2 protein-coding genes are annotated in these 668 nt (G+C 60.8%); both read left to right on the forward strand.

All coding sequences use genetic code 11. The features are described 5' to 3' along the window. The coding region (locus EN925_RS38500) for a peptidoglycan-binding domain-containing protein (RefSeq protein ID WP_164894813.1) at positions 1-239 on the forward strand (239 nt) is incomplete at its 5' end. Positions 240-431: 192 nt separating this feature from the next. After that, the coding region (locus EN925_RS38505; RefSeq protein WP_164894814.1) for a sulfite exporter TauE/SafE family protein at positions 432-668 on the forward strand (237 nt) is incomplete at its 3' end.

Consider the following 668-nt stretch of genomic DNA (forward strand, 5'->3'; position numbering starts at 1 on the left):
ACATTCCCGAGTCCTGGCAGGACGGCGCGCCGCAGACGACCGCCAGCATCGACATGAAGAAGGCCGTCCAGAACATCCAGCGCATTCTCAACAAGAACGGCTACGACGCCGGCGGCGCCGACGGCAAGATGGGCCAGAAAACGAAGACCGCGATCATGGCTTTCCAGACCGACAACAAGATGGCGGCGACCGGCGAAGTCGACGAAAACCTGGTGAAGGCACTGCTGGCGCGCAAATAACGGCAGAGGCGTCGCTTCCACGACGCCCTTGCCACACATTCGCCTGTTAACTGATTGAGATGTTTTTTGTTTCGGCGGCGTAGCGCGGTTTGACTTCGCAGCACCTCCGGCGCAAGAACGAATTGGCTTGTCGGTCCAAGATGCCCGCAACGGTTGCATTCGCCGACAGGCAGAACTGATCGAGACTGACGGGTGGGCATCTATCTCCCGATCGCGGAAATTTCCGTCAATATCTTCGTCCTGCTGGCCATGGGCGCGGCGGTGGGTTTCCTGTCGGGCATGTTCGGCGTCGGCGGCGGCTTCCTCATCACGCCGCTCTTGATCTTCTACAACATCCCTCCGGCGATCGCTGTCGCCACTGGCGCCAACCAGGTCATCGCCTCCTCCGTCTCCGGCGTCCTTTCGCACATGAAGCGCGGTACGCTCGAC

It is taken from the genome of Mesorhizobium sp. M7A.F.Ca.US.006.04.2.1, from assembly GCF_004022915.1.
In the GTDB taxonomy this organism is placed as follows: domain Bacteria; phylum Pseudomonadota; class Alphaproteobacteria; order Rhizobiales; family Rhizobiaceae; genus Mesorhizobium; species Mesorhizobium ciceri.